General features: G+C 67.0%; 18 protein-coding genes. 4 read left to right on the top strand and 14 right to left on the bottom strand.

What is annotated here, in order from left to right:
- Position 1 precedes the first annotated feature (1 nt).
- The 11 genes from truB to rimP all read right to left on the bottom strand — a co-directional run bounded on the left by truB (position 2) and on the right by rimP (position 11,105).
- A complete protein-coding gene (truB, locus tag ACESMY_RS01540) occupies positions 2-946 on the bottom strand; it encodes a tRNA pseudouridine(55) synthase TruB (RefSeq protein ID WP_372781475.1) in 945 nt (314 codons plus the stop codon).
- Positions 946-1,404 carry a 30S ribosome-binding factor RbfA gene (gene rbfA, locus ACESMY_RS01535; protein ID WP_372781473.1) on the bottom strand — a complete coding sequence of 153 codons (459 nt, stop codon included), beginning with the start codon at positions 1,402-1,404 and terminating at the stop codon, positions 946-948. Before rbfA ends, truB begins: the two co-directional genes overlap by 1 nt.
- An 89-nt stretch (positions 1,405-1,493) precedes the next feature.
- Positions 1,494-2,273 carry a helix-turn-helix domain-containing protein gene (locus ACESMY_RS01530; protein WP_372781471.1) on the bottom strand — a complete coding sequence of 260 codons (780 nt, stop codon included), beginning with the start codon at positions 2,271-2,273 and terminating at the stop codon, positions 1,494-1,496.
- A gap of 171 nt (positions 2,274-2,444) precedes the next feature.
- The gene (locus ACESMY_RS01525) at positions 2,445-3,236 is read right to left on the bottom strand and encodes a dienelactone hydrolase family protein (protein ID WP_372781469.1); all 792 of its coding nucleotides are present in this window, start codon (positions 3,234-3,236) and stop codon (positions 2,445-2,447) included.
- Positions 3,233-3,811 (bottom strand): YcxB family protein, encoded by a 579-nt coding sequence (locus tag ACESMY_RS01520; RefSeq protein WP_372781467.1) that lies wholly within the window; start codon positions 3,809-3,811, stop codon positions 3,233-3,235. The genes ACESMY_RS01525 and ACESMY_RS01520 overlap by 4 nt, the downstream gene beginning before the upstream one ends.
- Positions 3,812-3,866: 55 nt before the next feature.
- A complete protein-coding gene (locus ACESMY_RS01515; protein ID WP_372781465.1) occupies positions 3,867-4,364 on the bottom strand; it encodes a DUF2939 domain-containing protein in 498 nt (165 codons plus the stop codon).
- 66 nt (positions 4,365-4,430) lie between these two features.
- On the bottom strand, positions 4,431-4,907 hold the full coding sequence (locus tag ACESMY_RS01510; RefSeq protein ID WP_372781463.1) for a hypothetical protein: 477 nt from the start codon (positions 4,905-4,907) through the stop codon (positions 4,431-4,433).
- Between the two features lie 165 nt (positions 4,908-5,072).
- The gene (gene infB / locus ACESMY_RS01505) at positions 5,073-8,051 is read right to left on the bottom strand and encodes a translation initiation factor IF-2 (protein ID WP_372781461.1); all 2,979 of its coding nucleotides are present in this window, start codon (positions 8,049-8,051) and stop codon (positions 5,073-5,075) included.
- 144 nt (positions 8,052-8,195) lie between these two features.
- Positions 8,196-8,828, bottom strand: a complete 633-nt coding sequence (locus ACESMY_RS01500) for an RNA-binding protein (protein ID WP_372781459.1) — start codon at positions 8,826-8,828, stop codon at positions 8,196-8,198.
- Between the two features lie 12 nt (positions 8,829-8,840).
- Positions 8,841-10,541 carry a transcription termination factor NusA gene (nusA, locus tag ACESMY_RS01495; RefSeq protein WP_372781457.1) on the bottom strand — a complete coding sequence of 567 codons (1,701 nt, stop codon included), beginning with the start codon at positions 10,539-10,541 and terminating at the stop codon, positions 8,841-8,843.
- A gap of 12 nt (positions 10,542-10,553) precedes the next feature.
- Positions 10,554-11,105 (bottom strand): ribosome maturation factor RimP, encoded by a 552-nt coding sequence (gene rimP / locus ACESMY_RS01490; protein ID WP_372781455.1) that lies wholly within the window; start codon positions 11,103-11,105, stop codon positions 10,554-10,556.
- A 478-nt stretch (positions 11,106-11,583) separates the two neighbouring features.
- Between rimP and ACESMY_RS01485 the strand changes: the two genes are divergently transcribed.
- From ACESMY_RS01485 to ACESMY_RS01475, 3 genes are all read left to right on the top strand, one after another.
- Positions 11,584-11,784, top strand: coding sequence for a hypothetical protein (locus ACESMY_RS01485; protein ID WP_372781453.1), 201 nt, complete (start codon positions 11,584-11,586; stop codon positions 11,782-11,784).
- 442 nt (positions 11,785-12,226) lie between these two features.
- Entirely contained in the window at positions 12,227-13,510 is a 1,284-nt protein-coding gene (locus ACESMY_RS01480; protein ID WP_372781451.1) for a hypothetical protein, read from the top strand.
- Positions 13,511-13,516: 6 nt separating this feature from the next.
- Positions 13,517-13,867: a hypothetical protein gene (locus ACESMY_RS01475; protein WP_372781449.1), complete on the top strand. Its 351-nt coding sequence runs from the start codon at positions 13,517-13,519 to the stop codon at positions 13,865-13,867.
- Between the two features lie 83 nt (positions 13,868-13,950).
- Here the strand turns inward: ACESMY_RS01475 and ACESMY_RS01470 are convergent, their stop codons facing one another.
- The 3 genes from ACESMY_RS01470 to ACESMY_RS01460 are packed head-to-tail and all read right to left on the bottom strand — an operon-like array spanning position 13,951 to position 17,056.
- Complete coding sequence (locus tag ACESMY_RS01470; RefSeq protein ID WP_372781447.1) at positions 13,951-14,382, bottom strand: very short patch repair endonuclease; 432 nt, start codon at positions 14,380-14,382, stop codon at positions 13,951-13,953.
- Positions 14,383-14,396: 14 nt separating this feature from the next.
- On the bottom strand, positions 14,397-15,800 hold the full coding sequence (locus ACESMY_RS01465) for a DEAD/DEAH box helicase (RefSeq protein WP_372781445.1): 1,404 nt from the start codon (positions 15,798-15,800) through the stop codon (positions 14,397-14,399).
- Positions 15,800-17,056 (bottom strand): hypothetical protein, encoded by a 1,257-nt coding sequence (locus ACESMY_RS01460; protein ID WP_372781443.1) that lies wholly within the window; start codon positions 17,054-17,056, stop codon positions 15,800-15,802. The genes ACESMY_RS01465 and ACESMY_RS01460 overlap by 1 nt, the downstream gene beginning before the upstream one ends.
- 175 nt (positions 17,057-17,231) lie before the next feature.
- Between ACESMY_RS01460 and ACESMY_RS01455 the strand changes: the two genes are divergently transcribed.
- Positions 17,232-18,488, top strand: a complete 1,257-nt coding sequence (locus ACESMY_RS01455) for a DNA cytosine methyltransferase (RefSeq protein ID WP_372781441.1) — start codon at positions 17,232-17,234, stop codon at positions 18,486-18,488.
- Positions 18,489-18,528 lie beyond the last annotated feature (40 nt).

Below are 18,528 nucleotides of genomic sequence, written 5' to 3'. Positions count from 1 at the left end.
GTCAGTCTCCGCTCTTTTCCAGATGAAAAACACGCGAAGGTTCGAGCCGGCCCGCACGCATTTCGCAGAGTGCGACGACCACCCCGCCCGCCATGGCTGAAACGGTGCGAGAGCCTGGCTTGAGCCTGGCTTTCACTGCTTCCACCTGTCGGGGAACGAGAACGATCGGCCGTCCCTGCTTCAGTCTGAAGGCGTCTTCTGCGGTCACGGCCAGCTCCGGGATGTCGTCCAGGGCGGTCTCGACCGGAAGCAGTACCTCCGACTGGCGGGCCTTATGCCCTAAATCCTCAAGCAATTCCAGCGTCACCGCGTTTTCTTCGGTGAAGCCCCCGACACGGGTTCGGCGCAACGCGCTGACGTGGCCGCAGGCGCCCAGCATGTTGGCCAGGTCGCGGGCGATGGCGCGGACATAGGTGCCCTTGCCGCACTCGATCTCCAGCGTCACGTGATCGGTGTCGGGCGCTTCCGCGACGCGGGCGGAATGGATGGTGACGATGCGCGCCGCGAGCTCCACCGGCTGGCCGGCGCGGGCCAGATCATAGGCCCGTTCGCCGTCGACCTTGATCGCCGAAAAGGCCGGCGGGATCTGACTGATCTCGCCCAAGAAGCGCGGCAGGACGGCCTCGACCTCAGCGACGCTCGGCCGCACGTCGGACTCGGCGGTGGTCTCGCCCTCGCGGTCATAGGTGGCGGTCGTGCGGCCCCAGGCGATGGTGAAGCGATAGGCCTTGTCGGCGTCGACCAGGAACGGGACGGTCTTGGTGGCCTCGCCCAGCGCGATCGGCAGGATGCCGGTGGCCAGCGGATCCAGGGTGCCGGCGTGGCCCGCCTTCTGAGCGTTGAACGCCCGGCGCACGCGGCTGACGGCGTGGGTCGAGGTCAGGTCGTAGGGCTTGTCGAGGCAGAGCCAGCCGGAGACCGCGTCGCCCTTACGGCGGCGCGCCATCAGTCCCCCTCTTCCAAGGCGTCGGCGTCCTTCCAGGAGTCCGAGGGCTCCTGCGGGATCAGGTCCTGGGCCACGCGCGGGTCGGCGAAAAGCCGGCTCATCCGCGCGGCGGTGTCGAAGGTCTCGTCGTGCAGGAACTTCAGCGCGGGCGTGAATTTCATGTCGATGGCGTGGCCCAGGCGCCCGCGGAGGAATTTGTGGTGGCGGTTCAGCGCCTTGACCACGATGAGCGCCTGCTCGCCGCCGCCCAGGGGCTCGACGAAGACCGTGGCGTTGCGCAGATCCGGGCTCATCCGGACCTCGGTGAGCGTGATCGAGACGCCGGCGATGTCCGGGTCGGTGATCTCCTGGGCGCGCAGGATCTCCACCAGGGCGTGGCGGACCAGCTCGCCGGCCCGCAGCTGGCGCTGGGACGGGCCGCGCGGCGCCGCGCGGACGGGAAGGGTCGGACGTTTCATCGCAAACTCGCTTGGCCTGGGACGCGGATCGGACGCGCCGACGCAGGGAAGGGCGGGCTTCTAGAGCCGGGCCGGGTGGGAGTCCAGACTCAACGCTTCAGGACGTCGAAAGCGCCGTCGATGTAATCCTCGCCGTCGTCCGCAGCGGTCCGCAGCGGCGGCTTCGGATAGAGCAGCACCAGCGCCTCCTCCGACGCCGTCAGGAAGTCCGATTGCGGGGCCAGGTCCTCCATCGCGTCCGCCCCGCCGCGCCACTCGGTGTCGATCGGGACCATCAGCCGCTCCCGTTTGGACCGCGTCAGGTGCAGCCGGGTCAGCACCACCGGCCGGCGCTGGTCGCGCCCGCTGAAATCCGCCAATCCCAGCTTGACCACCGCGAACCGGTAGTAGTGCCCCATGAAGAGCCGCACGCCGCTGCGTTCCAGCCGCACCAGGCTGTCGTTCATGTCGGCGATGGCCTGCAGCCGGGCCAGCAGCGGCAGCTCGCTGATCGGCGGCCGGGCCACGCCCCAGCTCTCACGCATCAGGCCCTGGAGCTGGGTCACCAGCCGGGTCAGGGGTTCGATGATCTCGCCGTCCGCGTCGACGTCGCACTCGATGCGGCCGACGTCGGTCTGGGCCAGGTGGTTCAGCACGTGCTTGCCCGACCGGACGTGGCGCAGGCCGAGCTGGCCGGTCGGGGTCTGGCTGTCGCCGGCGTCGTCGGCGAAGTCGGTCAGGGGCACGCCGAGCGCGCCAGCGATGAAGGCCAGGGTCTCGTCGCGCACCGGCTCGCCGCGCTCGATCCGCTGGATGGTCTTGCGGCTGAGGCCGCATCGGGCGGCCAGCGCCTCCTGGGTCAGGGCGCGGGCTTCACGCAGGCGTTTCACTTCATCGGGGTACGCAAGCATACAGGGGACAGCAGAGCTTTCACGGGCGTCTTCAAGAGCTTAGCGATGGGACAGTGAGGCGTCAGTGTGGCCTCATGCCGCATAGGACACCGTTCGGCGGCCCTTGCCGGCCATGCGCCGCGCGGCGGTAGTACCGGCCATACCGGCAGGTCAGGCGCCGGTCCGCTCCCGGAAGAATTCGATCACCCGCTGCTCGGTCGCCTTGCTGGGACCGGTCTCCTTGAGGTGCAGGGTGAGCACTGAGTGGGGTGGGATGATCGCGGGCGCGGCGTCCTCGTCGTCGAGCTCGATGGATTCGAACTTGTCGCCGAACTCCCGCTTCAGGGTCTCCCAGCGCGCGTCGGGCACCAGCTGGTCGCTCTTGTAGCGCAGGCCGATCACCGACAGACCCTCGTCCCGGAAGCGACGGCGCGCGCAGTCGATCTCGCCCGGCGAGAGGTCGATGGCGCGGGCTCGCTTGGGCGCGCCGACGCCGGCCGGAAGCGACGGCTGCGACATCACCGGGGCGACCACCGAAGGCTCGGTCATCATTGCGAGCGCGAAGCCGCCGGTGAAGCACATGCCGACCGCGCCTACGCCCTTGCCGCCGCACTCGGCGTGGGCCTTGCGGGCCAGCGCGCGCAGCCAGTCGACGATCGGGCTCGACCGGTCGGTGCGCCAGAGGTTGAACTCGCGGCGTACGCAGAGCACGCCCAACACGGTCTGCAGCGTATAGCTGCGGCTGACCGGACGGCCGGGCTGGCCGAACAGGCTCGGGCAGAAGACCGTCATGCCGGCCGCCGCCACGCGATCGGCGAAGCGCACGACCAGCGGGTGCAGGCCCGGCATCTCATGGACGATGATGACCGCCGGCCCTGAGCCCTTGCGGTAGACCGGACGCGTATAGGGCCCGTCGGTGAACTCGGACTTCTCGTAGCCGGCCAGGGCCGCTTCGTAGATCATGACGCCTCCAATGCCGACGAGGCGAATTTCCGGGCTTCTGGGCTACGGTTGAGAGCTGCAGGATTCGCATATCCGAGCGCCGCGGCCAGGAACACCCGCTCCGCCCCTCGATCGGCGAAGAAACGGCGCGGAAGGTAAATGGTCGGTCCGGCGCTCAAGAAGACCCAATGGCTTCTCGTCTCAAGGATCTGGATGAGCACCGACCAGCCAATTCGCGTTTCACAGCCATCCGCCGACAGCGTCAGCGCCTGGTCCCCAACCCGATAGGAAACTTGGGACGCCATTGGATAGCCGATCCGCGCAAGGACGCGATCAATCCTTGAGCGCAGGAAGCGCCTACAGGCCCAGAGTCCGGCCGTGAGGTAGAGGAGCACGCCCGCCCCCGTCACGGCAGCCTTCAGACCTCCCTCCAACGGCAGACCAAGCAAGCCGACGGCCACCACTATGAGGCCTCCGTACAGGAGGAAATATGCGGCGATGCGGGCTGCGACCACGCCACCGAACAAGCGCCGGGCCGCGGACCTTTGCGCCGTCTCAAACTCTCGGTGGTTATAGACCCCCGCCACCTCGACCATCCGCCACCCCCGGACCTACGCTAGCAGCGATAGTCCGCCGCGCAACGGGGGCCCGCTAGAGCTTGATCCGCAGCGTGGAAAAATCGCCGTCGAAGCTGGTCAACTTCCAGCCGCCGGCTTCCTTGGTGAAGGTCAGCACACAGGGGCCGTCCTTCTTCTTGGTGGCGCAGACCCGGCCGTCGGGCAGGGTTTTCAGCGCCTGGGCGATCACCAGCGGGTTGGGGATCTTGGTGTCGGGCTTGTAGCCGTACTGCTCGGCGACCATACGGAACGTCTTGGGCTGCACCAGGGCCTGGTCGGCGAAGTCGATCACCGAGGGGCCGAGCAGGGCGGCCAGGCCCTTCACCTTCTCGTTCCGCGCCAGTCGCTCGCCGAGCTTGGCCTGCAGCTCCTTCTTCAGGGCCTCGTGGTCCACATGGGCGTCGAAGGTCGCGCTGTCGTTGTCGCGGATGGAAACCAGCAGGGCGTGGACGTCGTTGGCCGCCCCCAGTCGCTGGGCCGAGGCGCAGGCGGCGAGGGTCAAGGCCATGAGGCCGATCGGGACGGCGCGCATGCGGGTCTCCTCAATGCGGCGCCAGGGATAGCGCGTCATGAGGGCGAGATCACGACGTTCCTGACGTCAGTCCCGGCCGAGGGACCAACGCGCCGCCGCGGCGATGACCAGGCCCACGAGGAAGAGGTGCCCGGCGAATTCGTAGTAGAGCACCGGCGGCTTGGGCATGGAGAATCCGGCAGCCGAAAGCGGCATCACCACATAGCGCATGAAGAAGAAGATCGCCGCGCCGTAGAGCGGGCCGGTCACGAAGAACAGCCTGCGCAGGATCGGCGCCCGGAGCGAAACCAGGACAAAGGCCGCGGCGAATGCCAGCATGATGGTGAAGTGCGAGACGATGCCGATGAGGGCGACGTCGGTTCCCCCATGCATCGCCGCCTTGCCGAACCAGCCGCGCGCCACCGCCTTGCCGATCGTCAGCGGCGGCAGGCCCGATTCCGCGCAGGCGACGCAGAAGTCGAACACGCCGGCGGCCAGGCCGCCGGTCACCACCGCGGTGAGCACCTGGCGGCGCGGACGCGCGGCCTCAGAGATTGAAACCATGGTTGCCTCCCCCGTTTGCAGGAACGCTTTCATGGAATTGGGCGAACGGCAAAGATCGGACGCCGAAAAGCGACCAATGGCGCGGTTCGGGCCACGAGCGGCGCGGGCCACGAAAAAGCCCCGGAGGGCCGCTCCGGGGCTCTGTCGTTCAATGGCGCCGGGCGCCTAGAGCGACCGCTTGACCTCTTCGAGGCTGAAGCACTCGATGGTGTCGCCGGGCTTGATGTCCTGGAAGCCGGCGAAGGCCATGCCGCATTCCTGGCCCGACTGGACCTCGTTGACCTCGTCCTTGAAGCGCTTGAGCGTCTGCAGGGTGCCGAGTTCGAGGACCACCACGTCGTCGCGGATGATCCGGACCCGGGCGCCCTTGCGGACCACGCCCTCGGTGACCCGGCAGCCGGCGACGCGGCCGACCTTGGAGATGTCGAAGGCCTGCAGCACCTCGGCGTTGCCGAGGAAGGTCTCGCGCTGGATCGGCGCCAGCATGCCCGAGAGCACGCCCTTGATGTCGTCCAGGAGGTCGTAGATCACCGCGTAGTAGCGGATTTCCACGCCCTCGCGCTCGGCCAGGTCGCGGGCCTGTTTCGAGGCGCGCACGTTGAAGCCGATGATCGCCGACCCGGCGCCCTTGGCCAGCATGACGTCGCTTTCGCTGATCGCGCCGGCCCCGGAGAGGATGATCCGCGCGCGGACCTCGTCGGTGGAGATCTTGTCGAGCGCGCCGACGATGGCTTCGGTCGAGCCCTGCACGTCGGCCTTGATCACCAGCGGCAGCTCGGAGGCCTTCTTGTCGGTGATCTTGGCCATCATCTCGGCCAGGCTGTTGCCCTGGGCGGGCGCGCCGGCCTTTTCGCGCTTCACGCGGACGCGATAGGCGGTGAGCTCGCGGGCGCGGGCCTCGCTCTCGACCACGGCGAAGGGATCGCCGGGGGCCGGCGTGCCGTCGAGGCCGAGGATCTCCACCGGCACCGAAGGCCCGGCGGCCGCGACCTGTTCCTCACGCTCGTTGAGTAGCGCGCGGACCTTGCCCCAGTGATCGCCGGCCACGACGATGTCGCCGCGCTTCAGGGTGCCGCGCTTGACCAGCACGGTGGAGACCGCGCCACGGCCGCGATCGAGCTTGGCCTCGATGACCACGCCGTCGGAGACGCGGTCGGGATTGGCCTTCAGGTCGAGGACTTCGGCCTGCAGGAGGATCGCTTCCAGGAGGTTGTCGAGGCCGGTCTTCTCCTTGGCGGAGACTTCCACCGCCTGGGTGTCGCCGCCCAGGCTTTCCACGACGATCTCGTGCTGCAGCAGCTCGTTGATCACCCGCGTCGGATCGGCGCCGGGCTTATCCATCTTGTTGATCGCCACGATGATCGGCGCGCCGGCCGCCTTGGCGTGATTGATGGCCTCGATGGTCTGGGGCATGACGCCGTCGTCGGCCGCCACCACCAGGACCACGATGTCGGTCACCGTCGCGCCGCGCATCCGCATGGCGGAGAAGGCGGCGTGGCCGGGGGTGTCGAGGAAGGTGACCCGCTGGCCGTCTTCCAGGTGAACCTGGTAGGCGCCGATGTGCTGGGTGATGCCGCCGTGCTCGCCGGACACCACATCGGTGGCGCGCAGCGCGTCGAGCAGCGAGGTCTTGCCGTGGTCGACGTGGCCCATGATGGTGACCACCGGCGGGCGGGTGACGAGGTGATCGTCCACGTCCTCGGCGCCGATGAAGCCCTCTTCGACGTCGGCTTCGGAGACCCGGCGCACGGTGTGGCCGAATTCGGTCGCCACCAGCTCGGCGGTGTCGTTGTCGATCACGTCGCCGCTCTTCAGCATCACGCCCTGACGCATCAGGAACTTGATGATCTCGGCGCCGCGGATCGCCATCCGGTTGGCGAGCTCCGCCACGGTGATGACGTCGGGGATGACCACCTCGCGGGCCGCGCGGGCCTGCTCCTGGGTGCCGCCCTTGCGCTTTTCACGCTCGCGTTCACGCGCCCGGCGGACCGAGGCGAGGCTGCGCATCCGGTCGACGGCGCCCTCATCGTCACCGGCCACGGCCTGGATGGTCAGACGGCCTTCGCGGCGTTGCGGCGCGCCCTTGGCGCGGCTGATCGCTTTGGACGGCGCGACGCCCTTGCGGCCGCCCTCGTCGTCGTCGGGACGGCGGTCCATGAGCGCGCCGCCGGGCCGCGGGGCCTGGCGGGTGGCGCGCTGGATTTCGGGGGTGGCGGGCGGAGCGGCCGGACCGATGCGCGGGCCGCCGGGGCCGCGGGCGCCGCCGGGACCGCCCGGACGGGGACCGGCCGGACGCGGCGCGAGCGCGGAATAGCGGACGGTGTCGCCGCCGGGCCCGGGCCGGGCGCCGCCGCGGTCGTCACGATCCTGAGTCCTGGGCGGACCCCGGTCGTCGCGCACCGGACGACGGTCATCCTCCGGGCGCGGCGCGCGCTGGCCGAAGTTGGCGCCTTCGAAGCGCGCCGACGGCGGCGCGGGCCGATAGGTGGTGGTGCTGGCGCGGTCGTCCCGGCGGTCGGCCGAGGGCTGATAGGTGCGGGTCTGGCCGGGACCGGCCTGCGACTGCGGCTGTTGCGGCGGCGGACGCGGCGCGGCCGGAGCCTGCGGCGGCGCGGCGACGGGCGCGGCGGCCACGGGAGCCACAGGAGCAGGCGGCGCTTCGACGGGCGGAGCCACGGCGGCGGGGGCCTCAGCAACCGGCGGCGGCGGGGCCTCAGCGGCGGGAGCGGCCGGGGGGGCCTTGGCCGCGACGGCGGCGGCCTCGGCGCGGGCGCGGGCCTCGGCGGCGCTGCGTTCGGCGGCCTGGCGTTCCTGGGCGAGCTCGATCGCGCGCTGGCGGGCGGCGCGTTCCTCGGCGGAGAGGCCGTCGGCCGGGGCGCCGGGCGCGCGCGGGGCGGCCGCAGGTGGCGCGGGTCGCGGTTCGAACAGGCGCTTTTCAGCGGAGGAGGGCGCAGCGAGGTTGCCGCCGCCCGGGAGGTGGGTGCGGGCGCGCTTGGTCTCGACGACCACCGTCTTGGAACGGCCGTGGCTGAAGCTCTGCTTCACCGTGCCGGCGCTGACCGATCCGGCCCCGCGGGGCTTCAGGGTCAGGGGCTGGCGCCCGCCGGGAGCGGGGGTACGGCCGTTGTTGTTCTCGTCGCTCATGCGCTCGCTTTACTCGTCGGCCGGCGATCCGGCCAAAGGACAGAAATCCAAACCAGGAGCGTCCCTTTTCAGAGCCGCTCCCACTCCTGCTTGCCATTTTCGCGATGCGAAAACGGCGGCGGCGGGACAACGTCCCGTTCGCCTCTAAGGCTCCTCGCGCCAACTCTCAGGAAGGAGCGGGCAAAAGCCCGACAGCCGATGAGCGTCCTGCGCCCAACGATCGGCGGCTCGCCCCGCAAGGAAGGCGGTGTGTATCACATTCTCCGCGCCTAAGGCCAAACCCAATTCCTCCGCCGTGAAAACGCCAAACATCGGCGTGGGCGGGGATTGTTTTCGGGTCTTGGCCCACAGCTTGCGGCGGCCGTCCGCGGCGCCGTCGGACGCCTCGATCAGCCAGGCGGCCCTGCCCGCGGTGATCGCGGCCGAGACCTTTTCGAATCCCGAGGTAAGGTCGCCGGCCCGCCGCGCAAGCCCCAGCCCCGACAAAAGCCGGCGTTTCAGCAGGCTTTCCACCATCGGGGCGAGATCCGGCGGGGCCGAGACCTTGGCCTTGGCGGCGCGGGCGAAGAGGCCCTTCTTCGCCGCCGTCTCCACCGAGCCGCGGTCGGCGGCGACCCACAGGCCCCGGCCGGGCAGCTTGCGCGCAAGGTCGGGGACGACCACGCCGCCCGGACCCGCGACGAAGCGGATCAGGCGCGCCTCATCCATCACCTCGCCAGTGACGATGTCCCGCCGCTCGCGCTCGGCGGCAGCCAGCGTAACGGCGGGTTCGGCCAAGGGCTTGAGTCCTTAGGCGTGCTGGGCTTCGCCGGCCGCTTCGGCTTCGGCGAAGGCTTCGGTTTCCTCGATGGGCTCTTCCATCTCGGGTTCGGGCTCGGGCTCCGGCGGGGCCTCGACCCAACCCATCACCACGCGAGCGCGCATGATCAGGGCTTCGGCGTCGGCGGGCTCCAGGCCGAAGGCTTCGAGGATGCCGGGCTCGCGGGTCCGCTCGCCGTTCTTGGTCTCGAACCAGCCGCGCAGGTCGTCGGGCACCAGGTCGGCGAGGTTCTCGACGGTCTTCACATCGCCTTCGCCCAGCGCCACGGCGATCGGCAGGGTGACGCCCTCGATCTCCAGAAGCGCGTCCTCGACGCCCAGCTCAAGGCGCTTGGCGTCGAACTCGGCGGCGATCTTGTCCAGGAAGTCGGTGGCGCGGGCCTGGATCTCGGCGCCGGTGTCCTCGTCGAAGCCCTCGATGGAGGCGATCTCCGAGACGTCGACATAGGCGACATCTTCAACCGTGGCGAAGCCTTCGGTGACCAGCAGCTGGGCGATGACCTCGTCGACGTCCAGGGCTTCCTGGAAGAGCTGGGTGCGCTCGGCGAACTCGCGCTGGCGGCGCTCGCTCTCCTGGCTCTCGGTCATGATGTCGATCTGCCAGCCGGTCAGCTGGCTGGCGAGACGGACGTTCTGGCCGCGGCGCCCGATGGCCAGCGACAGCTGCTCGTCGGGCACCACCACCTCGACCCGCTCGTCCTCCTCGTCCATGACGACCTTGGAGACTTCGGCCGGCGCGAGCGCGTTGACGATGAAGGTCGCCTCGTCCGGGCTCCACTGGATGATGTCGATCTTCTCGCCCTGCAGCTCGGCCACCACCGCCTGGACGCGGGAGCCGCGCATGCCGACGCAGGCGCCGACCGGGTCGATGGAGCTGTCGTTGGAGACCACCGCCATCTTGGCGCGGCTGCCCGGGTCGCGGGCCACGGCGCGGATCTCGATGACCCCGTCGTAGACCTCCGGCACTTCCTGGGCGAACAGCTTGGCCATGAAGCCGCCGTGCGCGCGGGAGAGCAGGATCTGCGGGCCCTTGGTCTCGCGGCGGACGTCATAGATGTAGCAACGGATCCGGTCGCCGATGTTGAAGTTCTCGCGCGGGATCGACTGGTCGCGCCGCGCGATGCCTTCGCCGCGGCCCAGGTCGACGACGATGTTGCCGTACTCGACCCGCTTGACCACGCCGTTGACGATCTCGCCGACTCGGTCCTTGAACTCCTCGAACTGGCGCTCGCGCTCGGCCTCGCGGACCTTTCCGGTCACCACCTGGCGGGCCATCTGGGTCTGCACCCGGCCGAATTCGAAGGGCGGCAGGATTTCCTCGTAGGTCTTGCCGATCACCGCGTCCTTGTCGGTGCGCTTGGCGTCGGAAAGCCGGATGATGCCCTGCGGCTCCTCGGCCGGGGTCTCCTCGCCGTCCTCGCCCACGACCACGCCGTAGTTGGCGTCGTCGGCCACGACGGTCTGGACGCGCTTGATGGCGACCTCGCCGGTCTTCTGGTCGATGTTGACCCGGATGTCGTGCTCGGCGCCGTAGCGGGCGCGCGCGCCCTTCTGGATCGCCTCCTCGATCGCCTCGATGACGATCTCGCGGTCGATGGATTTTTCGCGTGCGACCGCGTCGGCGATCTGCAGCAGCTCAAGCCGATTGGCGGAAATGCCGGTGAGGCTCATGGGGTCTCTTTCTTACTCGGAAGTCTGTGATTGAGGATTTTCGGATTGCAGGCGGGCGGCGCGGACGTCGGCGCCGCGCTTCATCAGTTGGTCGGTGAGCACGAGCTTGGCCTCGACGATCCAGGAAAACGGGATCAGCGCGGTCTCTTCCTCGCCTTCGAGGTCGACGGCGACCTGGCCTTCGTCGACGCCGGCCAAGACGCCCTTGAAGCGCTTGCGGCCCTCGGCCAGGCGGTCGAGCTCGAGACGGGCCTCGTAGCCCCGGTAGGCCTCGAAGTCGCCGAGCCGGGTCAGCGGCCGGTCGACGCCGGGCGAGGAGACCTCCAGGGTATATTCCCCGGCGATCGGGTCGGCGGCGTCCATGATCTCGGAGATGGCGCGCGACAGCCGCGCGCAGTCCTCGACGTTCATGTCGCCGTCGGACGGGCGCTCGGCCATGATCTGCAGCCGCCGGGCGTGCTCGCCGCCCATCAGGCGCAGGCGCACGATGGCGTAGCCCGCCGCCTCGGCCACGGGGTCGAGCAGCTCCAGGAGGTTCAGATCTTCGGCGGTCTTCCCGCGCATGGCCTTGGCCAGCCCTCCGGCAAAGAAAAGAGCGGCCGGGCCGGAGCCCGCCGCTCGTAGGCGCCTTACAGCGCTAACGGACGATGTTGAGGGGAATATAGGCGCTCAAGAGGGGTTTGTCAGCCCTGTTGAGTCAGGGGTGGTGACGTAGCAATTTTGGAGGAGTTGATAAGCCGCCTGGGGGGGCTCAGCCAGGAGGGGTTAGAAACGGAGACCCCAAATGCGATTTCGAACTGATTATATCCACCTCCGGCGGGGCCAGCAACAATAGGCCGTGCGGCGCGCCTTGGGCGTCCGTGGCGCTGGGTTCATCGGCATGATCGACGGACGAGACTGTGTCTGGTCGCCGACCCGGGAGGGCGCTGTCGGCGCCCTGCTGCGGCGGTCCGCTTATCGTTTCCGTCGCTAAGGGACCGGAACAGTGGGATGTGATAGTGTCTCTTACCCCGCCCGTCCTCCCTCAGATGCCCGACTCTGCATGGCTCGTAGCCCAAAAATCCTGACCGACGATGACATGGCGCGCGCCCTTGCTGGTGCCCGAAAGCTCGCCGGTCACGACCAGGAGTCGCTGACGCCGGAGGAAGAGGTGATCATCAAAGAGGTCCGCGCTTCCAAGGGGCGTCCCTCGAAGAAAGAGATCGACGCGTTGGCCAAACGGCTTGCCCGCCCGCGATCCTGAGTTCGAGCTGTGTCATCGAAACTCCACCGCCGCACCCGGCCAGAAACCAGTTCTGGCTGAATAGACCGACCTGACCCTGCCCTTGGCGAACCGGACGCGGTTCCGCAGGCCAGTGAGCGGCCACTTCGGACGCGTGGACGCCGACGGAAAACACGCTACTCGACAACGTTTCCGTCAACTAAGGAACGGGTTTACCTTAACAATCTAAAGGTTAAAGGTAACCGTTGCTTATTATAATGCCGAAAATTGTGGGAAGTGGCAATATTGAATGGCGGGTTAGTTGAATATATTTGTGTTCTCGAGTTTTTACACTTGATTGACGATAAGTCTTCTTCTCCAATTGGTCGTCACGGGCGCTAGCCGCCCCCCTGCCAATGGAGACCTGCCATGATCAATTTCCAACACTTCGGGACTGTCCGGCCTCGGTCAGCTTTGCGGCGCGATGGCTAAACTCGATCCCAAAATACGCGCCTACATCCTGAGCGCGCTGTGCGAGGGCGTTTCCCTACGATCCTGCCAACGCATCTTCGGGGTGGAACAGAACACGGTCGACAAACTCCTGACCGACGCCGGCGACATGGCGATCGCTCACATGGAAGACCTGAGGGGGCTGGCGATCTCCAGGATTCAGGCGGACGAACTCTACGCCTTCGTCGCGGCGCGCGAGCGGAACGTCGGAGAGATGGAGGACCCGCCCGACGGCGCCGGGACGGTCTGGGGCTACTTGGCGATGTGCGCCGACAGCAAGCTGATCTTCTCTTACCTGCTGGGGGACCGCAGCGACGTGGACGCCAAGGAGTTCATGGTCGATGTGGCTGCCAAGCTGAAGCGCACCGAAACGGGCGCGTTCTGGGCGCGGCCGCACATCGCGACCGATGGCTTCGAGGGCTACAAGAAGGCCGTGGAGCACGCCTTCGGCGCGGACGCCGATTACGGCATGTTGGTGAAGTCGTATTCGAAGACCGACAAGGACGGGAACATCCCTCCTGGCGCGCGATACACTGGCTCGGAGCGCAGGCCGGTTTCCGGCGATCCGAGGAAGGAGGACACCCACACCTCCTATATCGAGAGGCAGAATCTCAATCTGCGCATGGGCAACCGCCGCTACAACCGGCGAACCAATGCATTTTCGAAAAGGATGCTGAACCACGAGCGGCAGTTGGCGCTGTGGATCATGTATCACAACTATTGCTGGGTGCCCCGGCCGATGCGCCCCCTGGTCGGCAGCGGCAAGAAGGGGTGGATCAAGCGTCTCCCCGCCGCCATGGAAGCCGGCCTGACCGAGCACGTCTGGGAGGTTCCCGACCTTCTGGCGCTGACCGATGCGTTCATCGCGGAACGGCGCCGCCACGTAATGTCGGAGAAACAGAAGGCCAAGGCTGAAGCCAAGGCGGCACTCAAGGCCGCCAGGGCGAAGGCGCGTCGCGCGGGGTCGGACGAAGAGCGGGCGCCGTTCTGGGTCTATCTCGGCTTCGTCCACCGGTTCACGAAGGTGCATAAGAGCGGCTGCACCAACTGCAACGACGGCCACGGCAAGAAGCTCTCAGGCAACACCAAGTCGGGGACCTGGGTGCCATTCACCACCCTGGCCGATGCAGAAGCGTACGCCAGCGCCGAACAGCCTGACTTGCACTCGAACTGCAACATGTGCCTGGGCAGCTATCGCACCCGTGGCCACGGCGACCTGCGCACCGGCCAAGCCCCCCTTCGCCTGGCGGACGGGTGACCTCCGATGGGCTTCTCGATCGGAATGGATGGCGCTGAGGCCGTCACTGAGGCCCTTGATCCCCGGTGGCACGGCGCGGCGATCCAGAAAGAACACTGGCATTTCTACCGCCGGCTGTTTGATCACTACAGTATCATCCTCGCACCCGGTGAATTCTCCGGGATCGTGGAGGCGATCCGCGACGGGCGCGCGACCCTGATTCAGCAACGCGGCCCACGACAGGCGATCTACTGCGTACGCATCAAATCCGTCGGCGAGCGGATCTATGTTCTTGCGGCGGGAGAAAGGCTCATTACCGCCATGCCGCCGAACAGACGCTTCAGTGCAATCCGGCGCGTGCTGGCATGCCGCGACTGATAGTCGATCACGCAGCGATTGGGCACGCGCACCTCGGGGAGCAGCCTCACATTAGGGAATTCGCGCCTCCGCTGGCGACTACTTCAGCGCGTCTGGCTGCCAACCGAAAGATCCTTAGCTATGTCGTCGGCCATAGCGCACAGGCCCGGGTCCGACTGGATTTCGCATTCCCAGACCACCCGCAGCCGCCACCCGGCCTCTACAAGCGCTTGGTCGGATGCCCGGTCCCGCTCCACGTTCCGTGCGAGCTTCGGGGTCCAATAAGCCGTATTGGATGCGGGGGTGTGGGCTCTCCGGCAATTCGCGTGCGCGTGCCAGAAGCATCCACGAACCTGGATCACGTAGCGATGCATAGGAAGGACGATGTCCGGCGTGCCCGGCAGCCCCCGTACGTTCTTCCGGTAGCGAAAACCCCGCCTATGCAGGACCTTCCTTAGGCGGACTTCGGCCTTCGTGTCGCTAGATCGGATGCGGGACATGAGCGCGGAGCGGTCCGCCGGCGAATACGTATCCATGCCAACTAAGCCGATCAGACCGGCAAGCGGTTGCTGACAAGCAGCTCACACATCTGTTGCTGCGTGAGCTGGCTGATCGCGGTCGCCTGGGCTTCATCGCCAAGCAGCGCTTGCGCCATCGCAGACTTACGCTCAAGGGCGTTGATGATTGCCTCCTCGATGGTGTCGGCCGCGACCATGCGCACGTAGGTGACGGGCTGGGTCTGGCCGATGCGGTGGTTCCGGTCCTGGCTCTGGGCGTAGTGGTCGTACCGCCAGGAGAGCGTTTCGTAGATCGTGTACGTGGCAGCCGTGAGCGTGAAGCCGGTGCCCGCCGCCGCGGGATTGGCGATCAGCACTCGCGTCTGTGGGTCGGTTTGGAATCGCGCAGCCACGTCCTGCCGCTCGCTGTTGGGAATGCCGCCGTAGATCGCGACGACCCCATACGGCTCCAGCCGGTCGATCAGAGTCTCGATGGTTTTCACGTAATTGGACCAGATGATCACCTTGCGACCGGGCACGGAAAGCATGTCGGCCACCAGCCCGTCCATGGCGTCGAACTTGCCCGGTGTAGCGTCGGCCTCCGGAAGGAGCAGCGCCGGGTTGCTAGCGATTTGGCTTAGCCTTGTGAGCTGCGCCAGCGCGGTCGAGGCGAAAGCCCGATACTGTTCGCCAGACATCGCCTCGATCTCGCACACCATTTGTGTCCGCATGTCGTCATAAAGCTTCCGCTGCCAGGAGGGCAGATCAACCCGCAGGTCGATGAAGGTCTTCTCAGGTAGGTCGAGGCATTCCTCCTTCGTGCGTCGCAGGATCAGCCTGTCGAAGGCCCGGCGCGCGAACTCGGCCTTCGGGTCGCTCTCCATCGTGGCCAGGAAACCGTCGAGAGAACCCAGAAGCTTTTCGCCGGGGGCGAGGATTTCCACCTGGGTATAGAGGTCAGCCGGCGTGTTGGTGACGGGCGTGCCCGACAGCAGCCACCGAAATTTGCAGCGTGGCGAGAAGTGGCGCGCGGCCGTGGACGTGAGCGATTTCCAGTTCTTGGTCGCGTGGGATTCGTCCAGCACGAGAGCGGTGGGATGGCGCTCGACGAACGCCAGGATCGCGGTCACCTCAGCGCGGGCCGTCTCGTAGCTGGTGACGACGACGTGGGCCCTGGACTGCGCGAAGATCGCCCGCCGGGCGCGTGGAGAACCCTCGGCGATCTCCACCGTGAACTCCGGAGCGAACTTGCTTAGTTCGGCCACCCAGTTCCGCTTTAGCGAGTTCGGGCACACCACCAACAGGCGTTCGACGTCCCTCGCGGCCCACAGGCGACGGAAGGCATCGATGGCGACCAGCGTCTTGCCGAGTCCCTGCTCGAAGGCGAGAAGGCCAGACTTCCCGCTGATCAGGAAATCGATGCCCTCCCGCTGGTGCGCCATCAGCTCAACACCCATTACGTGGTGGCCTTACCGTGCTTGGCGACAAGTTCCTGGAACCAGCCGACAGCCTCGTTGAAATTGTCGACCTCCTCGGGGGTGACCTCCCTCACGTCCGCAAGGCTCGCCTCACTGAGGGACTTCGCCGCGCCGCTGAGCGCGATACGGAACGGGCGGATGCCATGGTTGAGCTGCTTTTGGATCTGAACAAGCGCCCGCTGCAGCGTCTCCCCGTCGTCGTCGCCGAAGTCCGTGTCGCCCCGGTCAACTGCGCGCTGCACCTGCTGCTCTACGGCGGCGATACGCGCCTTGAGGCTGCTGGCGTTGCTCTTGAGGTCGTTGGCGAGCCGGTCAGCGACGTGTTTCTCACCGGCCTTCAACTGAGCCCACTTGTCGGGGTCGTTGTGGAAGTCATTGAGGAACCGGGCGTTCCGATACTCCTTGAAAACTTCGTTCCTGACCATGTCGAAGACCTCGGCCCGCAGACCGTCGAACGCCTGGTTGTCGTAGTCGCGGAGCTGGGAGCCGATCGTGGTCGCCTTGCTCATCTCCTCCAAGATGCTGAAGTTATCGACCGCGAGCTTCTGGGCGTCGTCACTATCCACGTGCTCGACGAACTTCTGGGCGAACTCGTACGCATCGCGGAGCCGCTGCACCCACGAGAGCGACTTCGCCATATGGCGGGCCATCTCGCCCATCGACATCAGCGCCGACCGGCCGTTGATGTCGGTGACCGTCTCGTGGATGAATTTCGCCTCGATGTAGCGCCCCCAGGCGCGGACACCGGTACCCCGGACGTGGATGCGGGCCAGCAGGACCGCCCGCTCGATGTCGCCAAAGTTGGGCGGCAGGACCTTCGCCTTCACGAACCGAAACTTGCCCGCCTTGGCTCCCGTCACGTGTTTGCGGTTGAGCTCCCGCAAGATCGAGACGCGCGTTGCCCCCTCGAACACCACGTACTTGGAGGCTTCGTCAGCGCGCCAGACATAGATCGCCTCCATCTGGCCTAACTCTTCAATGGAACGTCGCAGTGTGTCGTAGCCCGACGTCTGCCGGAGAGATGCCTCCAGCTCGGCCTCTGACGCGATTCCGCTCGCCGCTATGGCTGCTATCGCCGGCTGGAGGCGCGGGTTCTCGGACCACAGCAAGACTTCCTGCGTCACATCCAGGCGGGCTTCGGCTAGCTCCCACTCCTGGTCAGCGATTTTCTCGACGATCACGCGGGGCTTCGGCTTGACGTCGGCGGCGGTGGCCGCCGGGGTGGCATCGTCCATTCGGATCTCCATCAACTTGTCCGGACAAGCTACAGCAAGTTCTATCAAGGTCAAGCGGACGGCGGAGCTTCGATGTGTTCTTGCTTCGTTCTGAGCCGAGATGCGTTAGAGTACAGTTAGCGATTCGGTCGGCACCCTCGACCCGGCGAACCGCCGCGCTGACGCGTTGAGTGTAATGACGACCGATACCCTCCCCCTTCACCGGCGCACGATGCCCAAGGCGAGCGGGCCCACCTGCGTGGACGCATTTTCGGGTGCGGGCGGACTCGCCGTGGGCTTTCGAGAGGCCGGCTGGGCAATCCTGGCCGCCAACGATGCCGACCCGGACGCATCGGCGACCTTCCGTCTGAATTTCCCCGAGGCGTCGTTCTTCCAGGGGCCGATCCGTGGGCTGTCAGCGGCGGCTATTCTGATGGAATGCGGGCTCGGCATCGGAGAGCTTGACTGCCTGATCGGCGGCCCGCCGTGCCAATCGTTCAGCCACAACAACCACCAACGTTCGGCCACGGATGACCGCGCCCGCCTGTTCGAGGACTACCTTCGGCTCGTCGAAGGGCTGAAGCCAAAGACGCTCGTGATGGAGAACGTTCCCGGCATCCTCAGCATTGATGGCGGCAGTGTCATAGCCGCGATCGCCGAAAAGCTGGCCGACCTCGGTTACGCGTCCACGCACCGCGTCCTCTCAGCCGAGGAATTTGGCACGCCGCAGGTGCGGAAGCGCGTATTCTTCGTCGCCAGCCGCGTCGGTGATGCTGTGAACCTGCTGCCGGCCCCCACCCACAAGTCAGCCTCCCGGTTTCCGCCGAAGCCGAAGCCGGGCGCCCCCAAGCCATCTCGGAGAAAACCCCTCGTTACGGTGGACGCCGCGATCGGCAACCTGCCTTCGCTCACAAACGGTGGCGGCGCGCAGAAGTGTCGGCGCCATGGGGGGACGGCTTACTCGGAATTCCAACGGTCGCTGCAGCGTGGTACCCGAACACTATACAATCACGCGTGCCACGCCCTTACGGAGGTGAACCTCGGCCGCATCTCGCATGTGCCCGAGGGCGGCAACTGGCGCGACATCCCTTTCGAGCTCCTTCCCGCTGGAATGCAGCGAGCCCGTAAGTCCGACCACACGAAACGGTACGGGAGGCTGGATCGCCGAGGACTGGCCTCGACCATTCTCACTAAGTGCGACCCGCATTGGGGCGCCTACATCCATCCAACTGAACACCGCACGATCTCGGTCCGGGAGGCGGCGCGACTCCAGGGCTTTCCTGATCTCTTCCGCTTCGCCGGCGACTCCATCAGCAAGCACTACGAGCAGGTCGGGAACGCGGTTCCGGTCCCCGTCGCAAGGGCATTGGGGCTGATGGCCAAGGCACATCTGGAGGCCCCGGAGGCGAGGGCCGAGCCCTCAGATGGCATTGCGCTAGGGAAGGCCGCCTAGGCGCGCGAATGCGCTGGGAATATAGGTCGTAACGGTCGAT

Source organism: Phenylobacterium sp. (assembly GCF_041691455.1).
Lineage (GTDB): Bacteria > Pseudomonadota > Alphaproteobacteria > Caulobacterales > Caulobacteraceae > Phenylobacterium.
This window is presented reverse-complemented; position numbering and strand designations above follow the sequence as displayed.

Excerpts from the sequence above, each read along its gene's own strand:
- truB (WP_372781475.1), bottom strand. The coding sequence starts at position 946 with ATGGCGCGCCGCCGTAAGGGCGACGCGGTCTCCGGCTGGCTCTGCCTC.
- ACESMY_RS01475 (WP_372781449.1), top strand. The coding sequence starts at position 13,517 with ATGGGCTTCTCGATCGGAATGGATGGCGCTGAGGCCGTCACTGAGGCC.
- ACESMY_RS01525 (WP_372781469.1), bottom strand. The coding sequence starts at position 3,236 with ATGATCTACGAAGCGGCCCTGGCCGGCTACGAGAAGTCCGAGTTCACC.
- rbfA (WP_372781473.1), bottom strand. The coding sequence starts at position 1,404 with ATGAAACGTCCGACCCTTCCCGTCCGCGCGGCGCCGCGCGGCCCGTCC.
- ACESMY_RS01510 (WP_372781463.1), bottom strand. The coding sequence starts at position 4,907 with ATGGTTTCAATCTCTGAGGCCGCGCGTCCGCGCCGCCAGGTGCTCACC.
- ACESMY_RS01480 (WP_372781451.1), top strand. The coding sequence starts at position 12,227 with ATGGCTAAACTCGATCCCAAAATACGCGCCTACATCCTGAGCGCGCTG.
- ACESMY_RS01465 (WP_372781445.1), bottom strand. The coding sequence starts at position 15,800 with ATGGGTGTTGAGCTGATGGCGCACCAGCGGGAGGGCATCGATTTCCTG.
- ACESMY_RS01515 (WP_372781465.1), bottom strand. The coding sequence starts at position 4,364 with ATGCGCGCCGTCCCGATCGGCCTCATGGCCTTGACCCTCGCCGCCTGC.
- ACESMY_RS01460 (WP_372781443.1), bottom strand. The coding sequence starts at position 17,056 with ATGGACGATGCCACCCCGGCGGCCACCGCCGCCGACGTCAAGCCGAAG.
- ACESMY_RS01455 (WP_372781441.1), top strand. The coding sequence starts at position 17,232 with ATGACGACCGATACCCTCCCCCTTCACCGGCGCACGATGCCCAAGGCG.
- ACESMY_RS01520 (WP_372781467.1), bottom strand. The coding sequence starts at position 3,811 with ATGGTCGAGGTGGCGGGGGTCTATAACCACCGAGAGTTTGAGACGGCG.
- nusA (WP_372781457.1), bottom strand. The coding sequence starts at position 10,541 with ATGAGCCTCACCGGCATTTCCGCCAATCGGCTTGAGCTGCTGCAGATC.
- ACESMY_RS01470 (WP_372781447.1), bottom strand. The coding sequence starts at position 14,382 with ATGGATACGTATTCGCCGGCGGACCGCTCCGCGCTCATGTCCCGCATC.
- infB (WP_372781461.1), bottom strand. The coding sequence starts at position 8,051 with ATGAGCGACGAGAACAACAACGGCCGTACCCCCGCTCCCGGCGGGCGC.
- ACESMY_RS01485 (WP_372781453.1), top strand. The coding sequence starts at position 11,584 with ATGGCTCGTAGCCCAAAAATCCTGACCGACGATGACATGGCGCGCGCC.
- rimP (WP_372781455.1), bottom strand. The coding sequence starts at position 11,105 with ATGCGCGGGAAGACCGCCGAAGATCTGAACCTCCTGGAGCTGCTCGAC.